The 16,994-nt window shown below is 41.9% G+C and carries 19 protein-coding genes; 11 read left to right on the top strand and 8 right to left on the bottom strand.

What is annotated here, in order from left to right; all coding sequences use genetic code 11:
* Positions 1-60 precede the first annotated feature (60 nt).
* Complete coding sequence (locus tag DUL71_RS03220) at positions 61-456, top strand: hypothetical protein (protein WP_154402307.1); 396 nt, start codon at positions 61-63, stop codon at positions 454-456.
* Positions 457-501: 45 nt separating this feature from the next.
* On the opposite strand, the gene DUL71_RS03215 is transcribed toward DUL71_RS03220, so the two are convergent.
* Together DUL71_RS03215 and DUL71_RS03210 are read right to left on the bottom strand one after the other, a co-directional pair.
* Positions 502-873, bottom strand: coding sequence for a VOC family protein (locus DUL71_RS03215; protein WP_114936700.1), 372 nt, complete (start codon positions 871-873; stop codon positions 502-504).
* Positions 863-1,366 (bottom strand): hypothetical protein, encoded by a 504-nt coding sequence (locus tag DUL71_RS03210; RefSeq protein ID WP_114936699.1) that lies wholly within the window; start codon positions 1,364-1,366, stop codon positions 863-865. Before DUL71_RS03210 ends, DUL71_RS03215 begins: the two co-directional genes overlap by 11 nt.
* A 188-nt stretch (positions 1,367-1,554) precedes the next feature.
* Between DUL71_RS03210 and DUL71_RS03205 the strand changes: the two genes are divergently transcribed.
* From DUL71_RS03205 to DUL71_RS03185, 5 genes are all read left to right on the top strand, one after another.
* Positions 1,555-1,890 (top strand): hypothetical protein, encoded by a 336-nt coding sequence (locus tag DUL71_RS03205; RefSeq protein WP_154402306.1) that lies wholly within the window; start codon positions 1,555-1,557, stop codon positions 1,888-1,890.
* A gap of 105 nt (positions 1,891-1,995) precedes the next feature.
* The gene (locus DUL71_RS03200; protein ID WP_114936697.1) at positions 1,996-2,418 is read left to right on the top strand and encodes a secondary thiamine-phosphate synthase enzyme YjbQ; all 423 of its coding nucleotides are present in this window, start codon (positions 1,996-1,998) and stop codon (positions 2,416-2,418) included.
* Positions 2,419-2,585: 167 nt separating this feature from the next.
* The gene (locus tag DUL71_RS03195) at positions 2,586-3,287 is read left to right on the top strand and encodes an NUDIX hydrolase (protein WP_112567744.1); all 702 of its coding nucleotides are present in this window, start codon (positions 2,586-2,588) and stop codon (positions 3,285-3,287) included.
* A 213-nt stretch (positions 3,288-3,500) separates the two neighbouring features.
* Positions 3,501-5,366, top strand: coding sequence for a tetratricopeptide repeat-containing sensor histidine kinase (locus tag DUL71_RS03190; protein WP_114936696.1), 1,866 nt, complete (start codon positions 3,501-3,503; stop codon positions 5,364-5,366).
* Positions 5,367-5,471: 105 nt separating this feature from the next.
* The gene (locus DUL71_RS03185; RefSeq protein ID WP_114936695.1) at positions 5,472-6,344 is read left to right on the top strand and encodes a creatininase family protein; all 873 of its coding nucleotides are present in this window, start codon (positions 5,472-5,474) and stop codon (positions 6,342-6,344) included.
* Positions 6,345-6,457: 113 nt separating this feature from the next.
* On the opposite strand, the gene DUL71_RS03180 is transcribed toward DUL71_RS03185, so the two are convergent.
* Genes DUL71_RS03180 through DUL71_RS03170 form a run of 3 tightly spaced genes read right to left on the bottom strand, consistent with a single transcriptional unit; the run spans position 6,458 to position 7,964 of the window.
* Positions 6,458-7,153 carry an ATP-dependent Clp protease proteolytic subunit gene (locus tag DUL71_RS03180; RefSeq protein WP_114936694.1) on the bottom strand — a complete coding sequence of 232 codons (696 nt, stop codon included), beginning with the start codon at positions 7,151-7,153 and terminating at the stop codon, positions 6,458-6,460.
* Between the two features lie 12 nt (positions 7,154-7,165).
* A complete protein-coding gene (locus DUL71_RS03175; RefSeq protein ID WP_154402305.1) occupies positions 7,166-7,438 on the bottom strand; it encodes a hypothetical protein in 273 nt (90 codons plus the stop codon).
* Positions 7,419-7,964 carry an RNA polymerase sigma factor gene (locus DUL71_RS03170; RefSeq protein WP_114937459.1) on the bottom strand — a complete coding sequence of 182 codons (546 nt, stop codon included), beginning with the start codon at positions 7,962-7,964 and terminating at the stop codon, positions 7,419-7,421. Before DUL71_RS03170 ends, DUL71_RS03175 begins: the two co-directional genes overlap by 20 nt.
* 281 nt (positions 7,965-8,245) lie before the next feature.
* Here DUL71_RS03170 and DUL71_RS03160 point away from each other — a divergent pair, with 281 nt between their 5' ends.
* Both DUL71_RS03160 and lysA read left to right on the top strand, forming a co-directional pair.
* On the top strand, positions 8,246-9,556 hold the full coding sequence (locus tag DUL71_RS03160; protein WP_114937458.1) for an aspartate kinase: 1,311 nt from the start codon (positions 8,246-8,248) through the stop codon (positions 9,554-9,556).
* A 112-nt stretch (positions 9,557-9,668) separates the two neighbouring features.
* Positions 9,669-10,823, top strand: coding sequence for a diaminopimelate decarboxylase (lysA, locus tag DUL71_RS03155; protein ID WP_114936691.1), 1,155 nt, complete (start codon positions 9,669-9,671; stop codon positions 10,821-10,823).
* A gap of 184 nt (positions 10,824-11,007) precedes the next feature.
* Here the strand turns inward: lysA and DUL71_RS03150 are convergent, their stop codons facing one another.
* Both DUL71_RS03150 and DUL71_RS03145 read right to left on the bottom strand, forming a co-directional pair.
* The gene (locus DUL71_RS03150; RefSeq protein WP_114936690.1) at positions 11,008-11,772 is read right to left on the bottom strand and encodes a hypothetical protein; all 765 of its coding nucleotides are present in this window, start codon (positions 11,770-11,772) and stop codon (positions 11,008-11,010) included.
* 77 nt (positions 11,773-11,849) lie between these two features.
* Positions 11,850-12,503 carry an HAD family hydrolase gene (locus tag DUL71_RS03145; RefSeq protein ID WP_114936689.1) on the bottom strand — a complete coding sequence of 218 codons (654 nt, stop codon included), beginning with the start codon at positions 12,501-12,503 and terminating at the stop codon, positions 11,850-11,852.
* A gap of 466 nt (positions 12,504-12,969) precedes the next feature.
* On the opposite strand from DUL71_RS03145, the gene DUL71_RS03140 reads away from it, so the two are divergent.
* The 3 genes from DUL71_RS03140 (at position 12,970) to DUL71_RS03130 (ending at position 14,997) form a co-directional block, all read left to right on the top strand.
* Complete coding sequence (locus DUL71_RS03140) at positions 12,970-14,106, top strand: GAF domain-containing protein (RefSeq protein ID WP_114936688.1); 1,137 nt, start codon at positions 12,970-12,972, stop codon at positions 14,104-14,106.
* Positions 14,107-14,227: 121 nt separating this feature from the next.
* On the top strand, positions 14,228-14,422 hold the full coding sequence (locus DUL71_RS03135; protein WP_090533335.1) for a cold-shock protein: 195 nt from the start codon (positions 14,228-14,230) through the stop codon (positions 14,420-14,422).
* Positions 14,423-14,610: 188 nt separating this feature from the next.
* The gene (locus tag DUL71_RS03130; RefSeq protein WP_112567726.1) at positions 14,611-14,997 is read left to right on the top strand and encodes a YtxH domain-containing protein; all 387 of its coding nucleotides are present in this window, start codon (positions 14,611-14,613) and stop codon (positions 14,995-14,997) included.
* Positions 14,998-15,066: 69 nt separating this feature from the next.
* Here the strand turns inward: DUL71_RS03130 and DUL71_RS03125 are convergent, their stop codons facing one another.
* Complete coding sequence (locus tag DUL71_RS03125) at positions 15,067-16,932, bottom strand: M1 family metallopeptidase (protein ID WP_114936687.1); 1,866 nt, start codon at positions 16,930-16,932, stop codon at positions 15,067-15,069.
* Positions 16,933-16,994 lie beyond the last annotated feature (62 nt).

Here is a 16,994-nt window from a genome sequence, read left to right as displayed (position 1 = left end):
TCTGGAATTATATGTAGCGTTTCTTACTTGCCTTTCGTAAAGCATTATAAACATTAGGATATGAAAAGGCTACTTTTATTTTGCGTGTTTGCCGCTTTACTAAGCTGTAAAAAAGATAAAACACCTAATAATGAACAGCTTATTGGCAAATGGGAGTATCGCGGCTCAAGCTGTTACTGTGCTACTCCTCAAAATTACAATGCTGTAAAACCCGGCAATGGTAACATTATTGTGTTTACAGCAACCACTTATCAGCGGTTAAATAAAGATACGCTGAAAAAAAGCGGCACTTATCGCACCCGCAGGTATGATAACGCGCACGAACAGATCATGTTTGATAACGATACCTCGGCCAACAGCATCACGTTTTTCCGGATAGAAGGTAAAACACTAACATTTTACGGAACAGTCCCTCTGGCCGCCGACGGCCCGGAAGACCATTACGAAAAGCTGTAGCGCTAATTTACAGGCCAGTGAAAACACAGCAAATACCCATCGGGATCAAGCAGATAAAATAGCTTTCCAGCCATAACCTGTAATTTGGGGTTCTTTAAGGTGCATGCCATTGTCTAATAAATAACGATATAACTTATCAATATCCGGGTGGCCGAAATACAATGACGTATCCGTGTGGGCAGCTATGCGCTGCTCGTCCGGATCCGCCGGCCGGTTTGGCTTTTCATACGCTGTATTAAGCATAAGCTCTATGCTGTTGAGCTTCAGTAATACCCAATCCACGTCATCTCCCTCGCCCGAGGCTTGTACTACTTCAAAACCGAGCACATCCCGGTAAAAACCTAAAGCAAGGGGCATGTCAAATACCTGTAACAGTGGGGCTAAGCCTTGTATTTGCTTTGTAATGTTATCGTTCATATTCGCCCTCTAATAATTCAATCAAAAATGTCCTGCAACTATTACTTTCTGAATTAAAGCCATATATCACCATTAAGTAAATGAGTGCCAGTATCCCAAATGGACCCAACGATACAAAATCAAACTTACCAGATTGTAATGTACCCAACCAGCTCATCAACCCCACGAATAGTAAAAATGTTGCCACTCCTATCATGATATAGGATATCTCATTATGCATGGCCATAGTTATATAAACTCTACTCCCTGATTCTGTTGCTTCAAATTTTCCCTTTATTAAAGGAATAAACGAATTACGACCAACAATTACAGGCTCAATTTTAAACCCGTCGGCATTTACATAGCCTTTAAAAGGTGCGGGATATATATTGGTTAATTGTTCGAAGAAAGTTACCGGAGAAGCCGGGGTCACTTGTTCTATCATTCTTGATTTTACTTCGTCGAGGTTAAGCGTACTTATAACAGAGAATTTTTCATAGGGCCACCAATTCATGCGTAACGAGTATATTTTATTTAAAAATACTAATACAAGTTAGTAAAACCTATTTTATGAAACAGACGCCCCTGCACGAAAACGAACGATACCTGTGTCAGAATGATGCAAACCCGAAATTCAACACAGAGTTAAAATACTGACAATCAACACCATAAATACATGGCACTTAATTTGAGTTTATAAAAATGATTACTATAAATGTCATGAAATACGGCAAGCAATTAGAAAGGCGTACGTTTAACCAGGACCGCTTTGAGATACTTATTAAGCGGCAAAAAAACGGTACAGCTACGTTTAACGAGCTTAGTGAACTGGATGAGATTGTAAACCGTGACCCCGAAATCCGCGAAATTGTTTTGGAAGAAATGCAGGATGCGGATAGCCCCAAGCCTCCGGATGAAGATCAAATTCAAACTATTGATAAACCGGTCAGGAAAAGTTTCATTGAAAAAATAAAGGCATTCATTAACCGGCTATTTACTGCCGAAACTGTAAGCATAAATCCCTCTATTGTTGCCTAACCATTATAAAGCCCGCAAATAATTTTAATAACGTAAGCCATTCAAAACAAAAACGGAACAATCTTTATAGATATGTTTGCAGCATCGTTATAAAGCACACTGTTTATGAAAATTGTTCAGCAAATGCTTCAGCTCAGGGAACGCAGAAGAGGTTTTCATCTCATCACCTCCGAAGTGGTTAATGCACTACCCCAGCTCCATGAGTTTAAAACCGGCATTTGCCAGGTATTTATTCAGCATACTTCGGCCTCATTAACCATTAATGAAAATGCCGACCCAACCGTACGGCAGGACTTTGAAATGTACTTTAGCAAAGCTGTGCCAGAAAACGATCCGGATTATTTACACGATGATGAAGGTTCCGATGATATGCCCGCTCATCTGAAAGCGGCTATGCTCGGCAGTTCGGTAACTATCCCTATCCGCAACGGCAGGTTTGCCTTAGGTACGTGGCAGGGTATTTATCTGTGCGAACACCGTAACCATGGCGGCAACCGCATGCTGGTGATAACCGCCTGGGGAGAATAAAATAATTATAAATAGCATTTATGATTGTAAAAAGGACAATTAATTTACACATTTGACTAACTATTGTAAATTAATACTTTTTTAACCGGTATAACCCTGCAAATTTGTCGGCTTATATCAAATGTTATTTTATATTTGTTTTTACCATAAAATTATTACTGTTATAAATGCTCAAGTACTCCAAGCAAACAAGGTTATTATTAGCTGTTGATTGTATCATTTTTGGCTTTGATGGCGAAGTTTTAAAAATTTTACTGATAAAAAGAGGTTTTCAGCCTGAAAAGGGAAACTGGAGTTTAATGGGCGGCTTTGTTCAGCCAGATGAAAGCCTTGACCAAAGTGCCAATCGCATCCTTAAGCAGCTAACCGGCCTGGAGGGCGTGTATCTTGAACAGTTATATACTTTTGGGCAACCCCAGCGCGATCCTATTGAGCGTACGGTATCCGTTGCATATTTTGCGCTGGTTGATATCCATAAATACGAAGCCCAGATCAGCGATGATTACCAGGCCGAGTGGTTTCAGCTTAAACGTGCCCCCAAGCTGATATTTGACCAGCAGGAAATGGTTGAGCAAGCCCGCAAACGCATTCGCTATAAGGCGGCTATGCACCCTATTTTGTTTGAGCTTTTGCCTACTAAGTTTACCATTCCTCAATTACAAACCCTTTACGAGAGTGTGTTTAATACCACTATTGATAAACGCAACTTTAGCAAAAGGGTACTGGCAACAGGTTTACTTATTAAACTGGCCGATAAAGACAAAGCAGGCTCAAAACGCGGTGCTTATTATTACCAGCTAAACATGCAAAACTACTATGCCAAGTTCCAGGCGTTCATGAACTTTATTCCTAATCCCGATTCTTTATAGCCTTTGCAGGTAAAACGTTCAACTTAAACTAAATAATATATCAACAATATCTGCAGTTTTATACCTGCCGATAATTGGATAATGCTGTGCAACAGTTTAATTAACCGTAGCCAATGCCTATTTTATTTAATATTTTCCAACCATACTATTTTTTGATACGTATAACGGTTTAGGCTAAATTTAAACCCAAAGCCTGTTTGCTGATATCCGTTGATGAAAAAAACCGTAAGCTTCTTAGTATTGCTGCTTCTTGCTGTATCCGTGTGTTTCGGCCAGTCGAGGGAGGTTAATAAGCTAAAAAAAGATCTGCCTTTAATTCACGATAGTACTAAGTATGTAAACGCGCTTAACCGGCTGGGCATGCTGATGTACGAGCAAAACATCGACAGCGCTTTTTACTATGCTAAAAAAGCCAGAAGCATAGCCGAGCGGCTTAACTACAAAGCAGGCAAAGCCGATGCCCTCAATGCTATAGGTATTGTTTACGATCTGAAGGGTAACCTGCAGCTTTCACTGCGTTATTACAATGAAGCTTATAACCTGTATAAAGAGTTAAATGACACCTCAAACACGGTACAGGGACTAATGAACATTGGCCTGGTATTTAACGAAAACCGGGAGGATAAAAAAGCTATTAACTTTTTTAAGCGGGCGATAAACATGGGTAAAACCCTGCAACGCGATTCTATCATGTCGTTGGTATTATGCAACTACCTCCTCTTGTACCCGGAACAGATCCCAAAAGACTCGGTTGAAATTTATTTGGATAAAGCCCGTGAAATAGGCACCAGGTTTAAAGATAACCGGATGCTGGTTGAAGCCGACCAAGTGCAGGGCTTATTATACCTGCAAAACAACGAACGCGAAAAAGGCGCTGCGTTGTTACAAAAGGCTGTGAATAATGGCCTGACCATGGAGCTTTATTACCTGAGCCTTGATATAGTCATGAACCTTGGCGACCTGTACCTGGAGCCCAATATCAACAAAGCTATTGACTACTACAAACAGGGCCTTTCCATTGCCGAAAAGAGCGGTTACCATTATTACGAAAAGATCTTCGGAAAAAAACTGTATGATATCTATATCGCTCAAAACAACCTGCCTGAAGTACAGCGTTATAGTTCAAAACTGTTGAAGTTATATGACGACGAAGAGAAATATACCAATACATCGGGCTTTGATTATATTGATTATGCCCTGAAAGACCAGCAACTGGAAGCCATCACCATCCGGAGCCAGAACAGGCAGGTACTGGCCATTGTGCTGGGGATTTTATTCATAATTACCGCTGTTACTGTAATATTCACCTATCGTTTATATCGCCTCAAGAAAAAGCACGGCCAAACATTGGAAGAGCTTAACCGTACCGTTCAACTCAGGAACGAGAAACTGGAAATAGACCATGAATTTAACAACCGCCTGGTATCTATCCTGGCGCATGATTTCAGGCAACCCATAGGTGCACTCAAAACACTGGCAACGGTATTAAAAGACGCTGATTCGTTTACCCGGGATGAGTTAATGGAACTGGTTGATACCATGGAACATTCATCCAATATTTCGCTCGAAATTTTCGAGAATATCTTACAATGGATCAAGCAGCAGCTATCGGGGTTTGACTATAAAGCCGTTCCGCTGCCATTAAAAGAGCTTATTGATGAGGCCATCCAACCTTTTAACCTCATAAGCGAAGATCATAAGCTTAAGCTGATAAATGCAGTTGACCCGGCCATTATTATTCATGCCGATAAAGAACTGGTGCAGTTTATCCACCGTAACTTTATACACAACGCTATCAAGTTTTCGCCCGATAATTCAACTGTTACCATAAGCGCGTCGAGTGATAAGGATGTAACCGTTTGCGTACAGGATGAAGGTAAAGGCATCTCGCCCGATAAGCTTCAACTGCTGTTTAATTTTAAAGCCAATATGCAGTACAGTAACGAAAAAGAAAAAGGCGCGGGTGTAGCCCTCATGATCTGCAAGGACTTTACCGAAAAAATGAACGGTCGTATCTGGGTGGAGAACAACAGGGTAAAGGGTGCAGCTTTCTGTTACTCCCTGCCGAACGTTCGTTGATATATTATTGTAATTTTTAAATTACCCACTGGTAAGCAGTAATTTAAGTTCGTAAATTTCAAGGGCAAATACTTTTGCTATAAACCTGTTATAAACCTATAATTTATGAAAAAGTACTTATTACTGTTTGCAGCGTTGCTGCTTTCTGCTTATTCCTTTGCCCAGCAAATCCCTGCCCGTTGGGACGAGCTTGTTGCTTCTGATTTTCCGGCAGCGCTCGAAAAATCTTCAAAAACCTGTATCCTGCCTATCGGCATCCTGGAAAAACATGGCCCCCACTCCCCGCTCGGCACCGACCTGATCCACGTACGTGAATGGGCGGCACATGCGGTTAAATCCGAATATGCGGTGGTTTTCCCCGATTATTTTTATGGGCAGATCAACGAAGCCCGTCACCAACCTGGAACATTCGCCCTGCCAAGTAAAGTGATCTGGGATTTACTGGAAGCCACCTGCGATGAAATAGCCCGTAATGGGTTTGATAAAATAGTGATCCTGAACGGGCACGGTGGCAACCCGGAGTTTATCCAGTTTTTTATGCAGTCGTTACTCAACAAAAGGCACAATTACGCAGTATATTTTTATAACCCGCATGGTGCCGATAAAGAATACACAGATCAATACCGCAAAATGCATAAATCGGCAATCGAGGGTGATCAACATGCCGGTGAAAGTGAAACCGCATCAATGTTATACTATCGCCCCGATTTAATGAAGATGGACAGGGCAGCATCACAATCAGGCGAAAACCAACACCGTTTAAACCTGACAAATGTTTATACGCCCATCTGGTGGTATGCCGCTTACCCTAACCACTATGCCGGCGAAGGTGCCAAAGCCACACCGGAGTTTGGTAAATTTATAGCAGAGCATGAAATTGCCAGTTTTATCCAGGCCCTTAAAGCAATCAAGGCGGATACCAGTACCATTAAACTGCAAAACGAGTTTTTTGACAAGGTGGATGCGTTGAATAAGTAAAAGTAAAAAATGTCATTGCGAGCGAAGCGTGGCAATCTCGTCGCCAATGCACGTCCAAATTGCAGAGCTACGAGATTGCTTCGTCGTTCCTCCTCGCAATGACATAGTTTTAATTACTCTTCCTTCCCTCCCAAAACCTCGTCTATCATCCCAAAGGCTTTTGCTTCTTTGGCTATCATCCAGTAATCCCTGTCAGATACCTCATGAATGCGTTCATAACTTTGACCGCTGTGTTTGGCTGCTATTTCATAAAGTTCCCTTTTCATTTTGGCTATCTGTATAGCAGCTATTTCAATATCCGACTCCTGCCCTTGCGCCCCGCCCGATGGTTGGTGAAGCATCACCCTTGAGTGTGGTAACGCTGCCCGCTTGCCGTGGGCACCGGCACAAAGTAACGTGGAAGCCATGGAGGCGGCCATGCCGGTGCAAATGGTAGCAACATCGGGCGAGATAAATTGCATGGTATCATAGATCCCCAGCCCGGCATATACCGAACCTCCCGGCGAGTTGATATAGATCTGGATATCCTTTTTGGTATCGGCCGATTGCAGGAACAGTAATTGCGCCTGTATGATATTGGCTACCTGTTCATCTATCGCGGTGCCCAGGAAAATGATCCTGTCCATCATCAGCCTCGAAAAAACATCCATTTGCGATATGTTCATCTGGCGCTCTTCCATAATATAGGGCGTCATGCCCATATTTATTTTGCTGTTATTTACCTGTGCGATAAACCTGTCAACATGTAAACTTTGGACACGGCGATGCCCCACCGCGTATTTGCGGAATTCATTTTGATTGATATTCATAAAATTTAGCTTTTAGCGTTTGCGAAATAAACGCATGATCTTTTGCCTGAAACCTTCGTGTTCCGGCTGGCTGAATAGTTTTTGATGTACCGCTTCTATCTCCGCCCGGAGGCTATTTCGGCCATATTGCTGTACCAGGTTAAGGGTTTGCTTATGCCACATCACCTGCTGTTTAAGTTCGGGATTGATGATCAGTTTAGCCTCAACCAACAGCGCCTCATCGGGTGCTGCCTGCCCAAGCACATGATCGTCAATTGCCTTTATCTCATTCAATGAAGTCCTCATAAGCCAGTGATTGTTCTTTAACTGTTTCCCTTACTTTCTCAATACACTTGTACTTCTGCACAGTAGCCGAGCGCTCGCTTCCGTAGCCAAATAAACCGGCGAGCTCGTTCATCGATAGTTTATGGTAGTAAAAAGCACTTAGCAACTCCATGCATTTTTTGCCGGCAGTTTCCAGGTAGCGCATCAACTTATTGGTCGATGGTTGTTCTTCGGCTTCATCGCTGATGTCAAACCCATAACTATCAAGCGGCAGATTGTTACTATCATCCCTGAACTTTTTAAACCAAAGGTGTTTGGCAATACCCAACAGGTAAGCTGTTTCAGTGGTATTTAAGGAAAGTTCGCCGGTAGTTGTTTTCTCGTAATAAGCAACAAGCGCGTCCTGAAACACATCTTTTGCATCATCAAAAGAGCCGCCCATTTTGCTTACATATTTTGCTACCGCAGGGAAAGCGCTTTTGTAAAGCGCTGTAATGAGTTTTTCCCTTTGCATTACCGGTTCGTCAAAAACTATCTCATTTGCCATGATCATCGCGTTTAATAGTAAGTGCGCAAAACAGATGATATATCACCGTGAATTTAGAAAAAAAATTGCCTCACCCAACCCTCTCCAAAGGAGAGGGCTTATTTCTTTGCAAAAAAAGATGCTAAACCCTTTTCTTTGGAGAGGCGGGGCAACGCTCTTTAAATTAAATTACCGATAAGCAGTTTAAAACGCTATTTTTAGCGCCTCAATTATTGGTGCTTGAAAATCAGCAAAATGATATTATCAAACATCAATTCAAACAAGGTAACAGCAACATAAAAATGAAAGTTTTAAAATTTGGTGGGACATCAGTAGGTAGCCCCGCCCGGATGAAAGCGCTGCTTGACATCATTAACCCGGCCGAGCGCCAGGTGGTGGTACTGTCGGCGGTGTCAGGCACAACAAACAGCCTCGTAGAAATTGGACAAGCATACATCGCCGGCGATAAGAAGAAGGCGGCACAGCTTATTACTATCCTGAAGGATAAGTACGAAATTTTTATTAAGGAACTGTTTGTCAAGCCTGAGTTTTTAGCCCAGGGCAAAGAGGTTATCGACTACCATTTTTCGTTGCTGAGCAACCTGGCTAATGATCTGTTTACCAATATCGAAGACAAGATTATTGTTGCACAGGGCGAACTGCTATCAACAACCCTTTATCATGTTTATTTAAAAGAGATTGGCGTACCGTCGGTACTGCTGCCTGCTTTGGATTTTATGAAGATTGATGAGGATAACGAGCCTATTGTTGATCACATTACCGAAAACCTGCTTCCGCTGCTTGATAAACACCCGGAAGTAAACCTATTTATTACCCAGGGCTACATTTGCCGCAATGCTTATGGCGAAATTGATAACCTGCGTCGCGGTGGTAGCGACTACACCGCATCACTGATTGGTGCAGGTATCCGCAGCGAAGAGGTACAGATCTGGACGGATATTGACGGTATGCACAATAACGATCCGCGTATTGTTAAAGGAACTCAGCCCATAGCCCAGTTATCATTTGATGAGGCTGCCGAGTTAGCTTATTTTGGTGCGAAGATCCTGCACCCGCAAAGTGTATTCCCTGCCCAGAAATACAAGATCCCTGTTCGTTTACTAAACACTATGGATCCTAAAGCTCAGGGAACCCTGATCACCAACTCAAGCGAAAAGGACAAGATCAAATCTATTGCAGCTAAAGATGCCATTACCGCCATCAAAATCCAATCGAGCAGGATGCTTTTGGCCCACGGCTTTTTGCGTAAAGTATTTGAAGTGTTTGAGCGCTATAAAACATCTATAGATATGATCACCACATCAGAAGTAGGTGTATCTGTAACTATAGATGATACCACCTATCTCGGTGATATCACTAAAGAACTGAACGCTTACGGGTCTGTGGAGATCGACGTAAATCAAACCATCATTTGCGTGGTAGGTGATTTTGGTGCCGAAAAGCATGGCTATGCGGCACGCGTGCTGGAAGCTGTTAAACATATCCCGTTGAGGATGATATCATACGGTGGCAGCGATCATAACCTGTCGTTACTGGTAAAAACCGAGGATAAAACAGAGGCTTTGAGGAGTTTACATAACAGGTTGTTTTAATAACCTCTCCTAAATCCTCTCCTTTGGAGAGGACTTTATAAACAACATTCAATTAATCTCATTAAATAGCCCTCTCCTTTAGAGAGGGTTGGGTGAGGTAAAATATACTACAATGTTCACAAGTAAAACTATAGATAAATTTAACGGCTTAGATACCCCGTTTTATTATTACGATCTGGAGGTGCTTAAAAACACCCTGAGTGCCTGTCGTGACGCTTCTGCCAAACATGGCTTCCATGTACATTATGCCATGAAGGCCAACTTTAACCCAAAGGTTATTGATACTATTCAAACCTATGGTTTTGGTGCCGATTGCGTGAGTGGTGGCGAAGTAAAGGCTGCCATTGAGCATGGCTTTGATAAAAGCAAAGTGGTATTTGCCGGCGTAGGCAAATCCGACCGTGAAATTAACCTGGCACTTGATGCCGATATCTTCTGCTTCAATGTGGAATCTATCCAGGAGCTTTTTATTATTGATGGCCTTGCCAAAGCCAAAAACAAAAAGGCAGGTGTTGCTATCCGCATTAACCCAAACGTTGATGCCCATACCCACCATTTCATTACCACCGGCCTGGACGAAAACAAATTTGGTATCAATACCTGGCAGTTGCCGGATGTGGCCGCTGCTTTGCGTAAATGCGATAACCTGCAATTTTTAGGCATCCACTTCCATATTGGTTCACAAATCACCGATCTGGAGGTTTACAAAAATCTTTGTACCCGCATCAACGAAATGCAAGACTGGTTTGAAGATCGTGGTTTCCCGATCAAAGTACTTAATACAGGTGGCGGTCTTGGGGTTGACTACTATAACCCGGATAACAACATAGCCGATTTTGAAGCCTACTTCCAGGTATTTAAAAGCTTCCTGAATGTTAAGCCCGGACAAGAAGTACATTTTGAATTGGGCCGCGCGATGGTTGCACAAAGCGCCTCATTGATCTCACGTGTGTTATATGTTAAAAACGGTCAGAAAAAGAATTTCCTGATATTGGATGCGGGTATGACCGAACTAATCCGCCCGATGCTTTACCAGGCCTATCACCAGATAGAAAACTTAAGTCGGAAATCCGAAAGTCCGGAAAGTTTAAAATATGATGTAGTTGGGCCAATATGTGAAAGTACCGACTGTTTTCAAAAGGATGTAAGTCTTCCGGAATCATTCCGCGGCGATTTGATCGCTGTACGTACAGCGGGCGCTTATGGCGAGGTGATGGCTTCGGGCTATAACCTGCGAGACAGGGTTGGCAGCGTTTACTCGGAATAAGCAGACTAAATTGGTCATTGCCGTTGACTTTAGTCAACGGTGCTATAACATTCAACAAGGGCTTTAGCCAAAATACCACTTGCACAGTTCGTATTTCGGCTAAAGCCCTTAATTTTATGCTGCTTTTACCGTTGACTAAAGTCAACGGCTATGAATAACTTCCATACTAATCATCTGCAAATAATTAAAACTGGTATCCCAATCTGAACTGAAAAAAGTATCCACCCTCGGCTATCAATACATATCTTTTTAGCTGCATAAAGTAGGCTACGGTAACTATCCCGTGGTTTAAGGATGAATAGGTATAATTGGAGTTTTTATTCCTGTAAATATTATCGGGACCAAAAGTACCTCCTGCAAAAACGCGGAAGCCAAACTTTTTCTCGGCATTATAACCGGCATGAAAAACAACCTCTGTAGTACCACCCAGTGTAAACAGATCGGTACGGGTATCGGTAAAAAAATTCGGCTGATCGGTTACTGTTTTTCTGAAACGGGCATAATCACCGAATTCATGACTGTAAACCGCCTCAAAACCAATGATCCGGAAATCAACATTCCTTCCTTTTATAAAATAATCTCCAGATAAGCGTAACCCTCCCGCCCCGAAAAATTTATCCCGGAAATAATATGGATCACCGGGCTGGAGTTCACCGTTATGATAACTCCCTAAAACGCCGAAAGCACCATAGGCCAGGTTAACATGATCAAAGGTATTAGCATGGCTCAGGTTAAACTGCCCGCTTGTGAGATTGTCTGCCGGATTAATATTGGTATCATAAGTAATACCTGCCGTGATATAAGTGGCAGATTTACTGGTATCAGCAGATACCGGCTTAGGCAAATAAGCTATATCACTGCGATGCAGGGCCGGCGCATATACATGATCACTACAGGAACTGGCCAGCGCCGCTATGCCCAATAGGCAAAAAACTAATTTAAGGTTCATCGTAACAGGTTCAGATCAAGGTTTATAACTAAACAATGATACGATGAATCCTTTAATAAAGTAACAGTTGGTCAAATTTATTCTACCAAACTGCTGAAAAAGTTATCAGTAAAATCTTCTGCAAAATGGATTACATTTTGTAAAGCTACAAATTCATCTTGCTGATGAGTGGTGGTTAATACAACAGCTTTCATACCCGCATTAGCAGCAGCTTCCGCGCCTTTAGGTACATCTTCAAATACCAGGCAATCAGTTGGCAGTGTGCTTAATAGTTCTGCTGCTTTTAAAAATGTTTCGGGGTGGGGCTTGCTTAGTACCACGTCATCGGCACTAACAATTGCCTTAAAATAATGCCTGATATTAAGGTTATCCAACACAAAATCAATATTAAAAGGAATAGCCGCCGAGCCAATTGCCATTGGAATACCGGCTTGATAAGCTTTCTCCAAAAACTCATGCAGGCCTGGTAACAGCGCAAGGTGCGGTAAAAACTCATCCTGGTAGCGTTGCTCTTTCAGGATAGATAGGCGATCCATTTCTTCGGTAGTAAAACGATTGGGGCCAAACATACGCACCAGTACTTCCTGGTTTTTACCATACATCTGTGGCTTTACTTCATCCCAGGTAAAATTGCCACCCAGATCATTATTTAAAAGGTATTGCCATGCTTTAGTGTGGAACGGCATATCATTGATCATGGTGCCGTTAAGGTCAAATATAAAGGCCTTCATTTGTATTATTCAATTTTATAAGAAGATGCAAACCACAGTCGCGATTGCCGGTGCAAACTTAACTTTTTAAAAACTAAACTTATAACCGCATCGTATATTCTTTAAAACACATGTGATGTAGGATACGCGATACATAATGTGGCTAAAAAATAAGACGGATAATGTGGCTATTGTTTTGATGGGATCTATTTTTTAGCGAGCCCGTTGGCCTTAAAGCTAAAGGGCTTTTTTCCATCTTCTTCCAACTTGCCAAATGGTTAAAAAAGTGCCTTATCCGAAAAATTTTAACCCTCATGAATCTTTACATTAAACAATAATTAATTTTACAATTATTTTCATTTTTTTTGTCATTTATACATCTATTGGCCAAATCATTGCGTATTTCATTACAAACAGGCTTATATTTTACCAGTGTATATGCTTTCTGTTTTGAATTAGATATTTAAAAATCTACTAATCTTATACAATGAATGACGAACCCCTGCGTCTGCATGCCGTTAAGAGATTTAAAGATCTGGATAACGATATTGTAGTCGATTTAAATGACATAGTAGGATTAGCAGCTCAGATCTGTGGCACCCCCGTTGCCCTGGTTACCTTGCTTGATTCGGATATGCAATGGTTTAAAGCCTCCACCGGTACCCATATTAGCTGTACCCCGCGCGAGGTTGCATTTTGCAACCACACCATAGCCCAAAACAAGGTGCTGGTAGTGCCAGATCTGCTTAACGACGAACGTTTCAATACCAACCCCCTTGTGGTTAATGAGCCCCTTGCCAGGTTTTATGCCGGCGCTCCGCTAATCACCAAGGATGGCCACGCCCTTGGCAGCTTATGCGTTATCGATTTTAAACCCAATGACCTCAATCATCAGCAGGCCAAGTCATTAAAAACGCTGGCAAAACAGGTGGTAAATCTTATGGAACTTAATTCAAGCCTGCGTTCGCTTGAGCAGCAGCACCAGCATTCCCAATCGCAAAAGGCATCCATCAGCGAATCGGAGATGAAGCTGAAAGCAATTTTCGACAGTTCAAAAGACACTCATATCCTGGTTGGTCGTAACCTGGAGGTTATGGCATTCAACAAATCGGCTTCGGTGTTCATCAAAAGTGTATACAATAAAAAACTGGCCAATGGCGATAACATCATTGCCTATACAGAACCGACGATGATACATAGCTTTTCAAAGTATTTTGCTGTGGCATTAACCGGTCGTTCTATAAAACGCGAATGGGAGTTGCAGAGCGGGACACCCAATGCATGTTGGAAAGAAACTTCATTTATCCCTGTAAAAGACAATAACGGCGAAGTGATCGGCGTAGCCATCAACTCAACCGATATTACCACACGTAAAAGGCACGAAGAACAGATCAGTATTCAAAACGAGGCGCTTAACCGGATAGCAATTATACAGTCGCATGAGTTGAGAAGGCCGGTGGCATCATTGCTTGGTATTTTAGACCTGATGCGGATGGAAAACATTGATTTTGGCTATTTTAATATGATTGAGCATACGGTTAATGAGCTGGATGAAAAGATCAGAGCTATAGTAAAAGATTCGGAGGATACCATACAAGGGCACCATTTAGCTATAGTTGCTTAAATTTCAAAACCTTAACAAGACAACTACTGTCCAATTATTCAGTTTGTATCTAAATTGCATTCGGGGGTTTGCACGATTACGGTAAATTATATCTACCTTGGCGGCATTAATAAATAAAATAATGCAAAATCAAGGAACAGTAAAATTCTTCAACGAAACAAAAGGTTTCGGATTCATCGTGCCAAGCAATGGCGGTCCGGATATCTTTGTTCATTCAACAGGCCTTATCGACGAAGTTCGCGAAAACGACACCGTTGAGTACGAAGTTGAAAATGGCCGTAAAGGTCTTAACGCGGTAAATGTAAAAGTTATATAAATTATAATATAATCATTAAGCCTACCAGGCACTCAATTTTTTGGGTGCCTTTTTTGTTGCCTTACTTTTTGTTAATGTGCTATGTGTATAAACTTAATATTTGGATACTATCTTCAAATAAAAACTGGCATTGTTGTTGTTTAACCTATGATATCATAAATCGATTACACATAAAACAAAGAAAGAACATGAAAGATCAAGCAAAAATTATAGCAGCATTATTAGTAGGTGCTGCAGCTGGTGCTGCTTTGGGTTTATTGTTAGCGCCTGAAAAAGGCACCGAGTTAAGGGGCGACATTGCAGACTATATAAATGACCTGGTTGATACCGCCAAGACCAAAGCTCAAAACACAGCCGGCGAAATCAAAGATTACAGCAGTAATGTAATTGATAAAGCTAAAACCAAGTTTAGCGGCACGGTAAGCGATCTTTGGGATGCAAAAGATAATGCCGTTGATGCTGCAAAATCAAAAGCTCATGATCTTGCAGACAAAGCCAGCGATGCTGCTGAAAACGCGAAAGATAAAGTTAAAGCAACTGCCAACGATTGGAACAATTCTGTACAAAACGCATAATATTTAGTACTATCATAAAATAATAAAACCCGGCCAATGACCGGGTTTTATTATTTATAAACATTTTTATTATTTATTCCAGGTATTGTTGCTTTCATCAGCATCCATAAATATGCCGCCATCTAACGTAACCGATTTGATTGCTTTAGCAGTTTTGATATCTACCGAAATCTGTTTTTGATTTTTTTCCCAAACAGCCGGTGTTTGATGAATGCTTTCAGTTGAGCCATCAGCATAGGTAACCTTTACATCAAACGGAACCGCAAAGCCACCGATGTTTTTAATTGATGCGGTATAACCGCCTGATGATTTGCTTACGCCTTTCAACGACAGATCAATGTAGTAATTGGTGAAGAACCAGTTATTGAAAAACCAATCGAGGTTTTTACCGGTGATATTGCTCATGGAGTTAAAGTAATCCCATGGGATAGGGTGTTTGCCATGCCAGCGATCCATATATCCGTGTAAGGCTTTTTTGAACAGATCGTCGCCCAGCATATCTTTCAGGGCAAAGTAACTTAATGATGGCTTACCGTAAGAGTTATTACCATAACCTCCTCTTAGTTCGCTTGATGGTGTAATAACCGGCTGATCCTCGGCAGTTGAGGCATCATGGATCCACCTGTCAACACGGAAATCTTTGTATAATGCTTCAGCTTTTTCCTTACCAACTTCTGAAGCTCCTATCAGCAATTCGAAGGTTGTAGCCCAGCCTTCGTCCATAAAAGCGTAACGGCTTTCGTTGATACCCATGTAAAAAGGAAAATAGGTGTGCGCTATTTCATGATCCTGTACAAATTGCGAAAAACGAATGTCATTGGTATGGCTATCGTTTACCATCATGGGGTATTCCATATCTGCAAAGCCTTGAAATGAGGTCATTTTAGGGAATGGATAAGGTACGCCCGGCCAGTTATGCGACAACCACCCTAACGAATGACGACCTGCCTGTACAGCGTGATGAAAATCTTCAGAGCTGTCTAAAAAGGCGGCCTGCATACTTGCACGGCGTTTGGTAGCGTCATCAACCACAACACTTGCTGCATCCCATACATAATGATCACTAATACCTACGGCCATGTCGCTGATGTCATTAGCGGTCCACGTCCAGGTATTCATATCTTTTTGAGCAGTTACCTTATGCGCAGCCATTTCTGCCGCCGAAGCAACATGAATGGTTGAATCGCTGGTGAAGGAAGCCTGCAGGCGTTTTGCATACTCTGGTTGTAATACTTCATTAGGGTTTTGCAGCGTACCTGTAGCCCAAACCACATAGTTTTTAGGGGCGGTTACGTGCAGCGTATAATCATTAAAGTCGTTATAAAACTCCTGCGCATCAAGGAAAGGCAACCTGTCCCAGCCATTATAATCATCATATACTGATACTCGCGGATAAAAATAAGCCAGGTAGCAGGTGGTTGAATCAATCATACCCTCGCGGCCACTTTGCTTAGATAGCTCAAAATGCCAGCCGATATCCAGCTTAACCGAATCATGCGGCATCAATGGTTTACTTAGGCTTACATACTGATTTGTTGAGGCAGATGGAACTTTATTTACCTTGCCATTAATTAAAAAATTATCAAACTGAATACCCGGTGTAAGATAGTCTGCCCCAGCATCCCCAAAACGCGCCGAACCTGGTTTGTGAATATTCAGGATCAGCTTCATGTTAAGTTTTTTTAAGGTATCAGGGCTGTTATTAACATAAGTAATCTGTTCTGTTCCTTTTACGGTACGGTTTTGAGGTACGGCAGTAATACTGATGTTATAGCGGCCGTAATTTTGCCAGTAATTTTTGCCCGGGCGACCATCGGCCGATCGGGTTTCGTTTTTAAATGCCTTCTGTATATCGCGTGGCATATACAGGGATTGGGCCTTAACCTGAACAAATACAATGCAGGATAAGGCAGATAAAATAATGGGTTTGATCATGAGTCTTAAATTTCAGTGGCCAATTTAAATCAATTGGACTAAATAACGATATGCGGGAAGCA

It is taken from the genome of Mucilaginibacter endophyticus (assembly GCF_003351025.1).
Taxonomy (GTDB): Bacteria; Bacteroidota; Bacteroidia; order Sphingobacteriales; family Sphingobacteriaceae; genus Mucilaginibacter; species Mucilaginibacter endophyticus.
This window is presented reverse-complemented; position numbering and strand designations above follow the sequence as displayed.

Excerpts from the sequence above, each read along its gene's own strand:
- DUL71_RS03220 (WP_154402307.1), top strand. The coding sequence starts at position 61 with ATGAAAAGGCTACTTTTATTTTGCGTGTTTGCCGCTTTACTAAGCTGT.
- DUL71_RS03215 (WP_114936700.1), bottom strand. The coding sequence starts at position 873 with ATGAACGATAACATTACAAAGCAAATACAAGGCTTAGCCCCACTGTTA.
- DUL71_RS03210 (WP_114936699.1), bottom strand. The coding sequence starts at position 1,366 with ATGAATTGGTGGCCCTATGAAAAATTCTCTGTTATAAGTACGCTTAAC.
- DUL71_RS03205 (WP_154402306.1), top strand. The coding sequence starts at position 1,555 with ATGATTACTATAAATGTCATGAAATACGGCAAGCAATTAGAAAGGCGT.
- DUL71_RS03200 (WP_114936697.1), top strand. The coding sequence starts at position 1,996 with ATGAAAATTGTTCAGCAAATGCTTCAGCTCAGGGAACGCAGAAGAGGT.
- DUL71_RS03195 (WP_112567744.1), top strand. The coding sequence starts at position 2,586 with ATGCTCAAGTACTCCAAGCAAACAAGGTTATTATTAGCTGTTGATTGT.
- DUL71_RS03190 (WP_114936696.1), top strand. The coding sequence starts at position 3,501 with ATGAAAAAAACCGTAAGCTTCTTAGTATTGCTGCTTCTTGCTGTATCC.
- DUL71_RS03185 (WP_114936695.1), top strand. The coding sequence starts at position 5,472 with ATGAAAAAGTACTTATTACTGTTTGCAGCGTTGCTGCTTTCTGCTTAT.
- DUL71_RS03180 (WP_114936694.1), bottom strand. The coding sequence starts at position 7,153 with ATGAATATCAATCAAAATGAATTCCGCAAATACGCGGTGGGGCATCGC.
- DUL71_RS03175 (WP_154402305.1), bottom strand. The coding sequence starts at position 7,438 with ATGAGGACTTCATTGAATGAGATAAAGGCAATTGACGATCATGTGCTT.
- DUL71_RS03170 (WP_114937459.1), bottom strand. The coding sequence starts at position 7,964 with ATGGCAAATGAGATAGTTTTTGACGAACCGGTAATGCAAAGGGAAAAA.
- DUL71_RS03160 (WP_114937458.1), top strand. The coding sequence starts at position 8,246 with ATGAAAGTTTTAAAATTTGGTGGGACATCAGTAGGTAGCCCCGCCCGG.
- lysA (WP_114936691.1), top strand. The coding sequence starts at position 9,669 with ATGTTCACAAGTAAAACTATAGATAAATTTAACGGCTTAGATACCCCG.
- DUL71_RS03150 (WP_114936690.1), bottom strand. The coding sequence starts at position 11,772 with ATGAACCTTAAATTAGTTTTTTGCCTATTGGGCATAGCGGCGCTGGCC.
- DUL71_RS03145 (WP_114936689.1), bottom strand. The coding sequence starts at position 12,503 with ATGAAGGCCTTTATATTTGACCTTAACGGCACCATGATCAATGATATG.
- DUL71_RS03140 (WP_114936688.1), top strand. The coding sequence starts at position 12,970 with ATGAATGACGAACCCCTGCGTCTGCATGCCGTTAAGAGATTTAAAGAT.
- DUL71_RS03135 (WP_090533335.1), top strand. The coding sequence starts at position 14,228 with ATGCAAAATCAAGGAACAGTAAAATTCTTCAACGAAACAAAAGGTTTC.
- DUL71_RS03130 (WP_112567726.1), top strand. The coding sequence starts at position 14,611 with ATGAAAGATCAAGCAAAAATTATAGCAGCATTATTAGTAGGTGCTGCA.
- DUL71_RS03125 (WP_114936687.1), bottom strand. The coding sequence starts at position 16,932 with ATGATCAAACCCATTATTTTATCTGCCTTATCCTGCATTGTATTTGTT.